The following is a 663-nucleotide window of genomic DNA, read 5'->3' as shown; positions in this document are numbered from 1 at the left end:
CGATGTGCCGCTTACGGCCCTTGATTTTCTTCCCGCCGTCATAGCCACTGGTCGCGGCCTCCACCGTCGACGTGCCGCGCGCGGACTGCGAGTCGATCACCCCGGCCGTCGGCTCCGCGTCCCGGCCCTGCGCTTCACGGGTCGCGGCGCGGAGCCGGTCGTGGAACTCGCCGATCAGCCCCTGCTTGCGCCAGCGGGTGAAGAACCGGTGCACCGCCTTCCACGGCGGGTAGTCCGCCGGCAGTGCGGGCCACTTCACGCCGTTGTCCACCACGTACCGGATCGCGTCGAGTATGTCCCGGTGGCAGTACTCCTCCGGCCGGCCGCCCCGGCCCTCGGCCCACGCCGGCACCGGGATCATGCCGCGGACCGCGGCCCACTCCCCGTCCGTCATGTCGGTCGGATAGCAGTGCTCGCCGGACGGATTGTCCGCGGCGTTCCCGTACGTGTGGGCGAAGCAGTCGCACGCCCGCGTGTCCGCAGTGGACTCTTTCACAGCAGACCGATACAACTGCGGCAACAGGGCCTCCCGGTGAGCAGTGGCGTAGACACCCTCTGTGCTACCGAGAGGCCCTGCCTTCATGCCCCCGCGCGGCCACAATCACCTGAACAGCACGCCCGTACGGACCCCCCAGCCCCACACTCGGTTTCGAGAAGCCCTCT

Annotated in this window: 1 protein-coding gene; it reads right to left on the bottom strand. The window is 69.7% G+C overall.

Going from position 1 to position 663, the window contains the following annotated elements:
* Positions 1–496: transposase (locus tag C1I97_RS38450; RefSeq protein ID WP_181447127.1), on the bottom strand; the 496-nt coding region annotated here is incomplete at its 3' end.
* Positions 497–663 lie beyond the last annotated feature (167 nt).

This window comes from Streptomyces sp. NTH33, assembly GCF_003236365.1.
Taxonomy (GTDB): Bacteria; Actinomycetota; Actinomycetes; order Streptomycetales; family Streptomycetaceae; genus Streptomyces.
The sequence above is the reverse complement of the archived record's forward strand: the minus strand, read 5'-3'. Positions and strand labels throughout refer to the sequence as shown.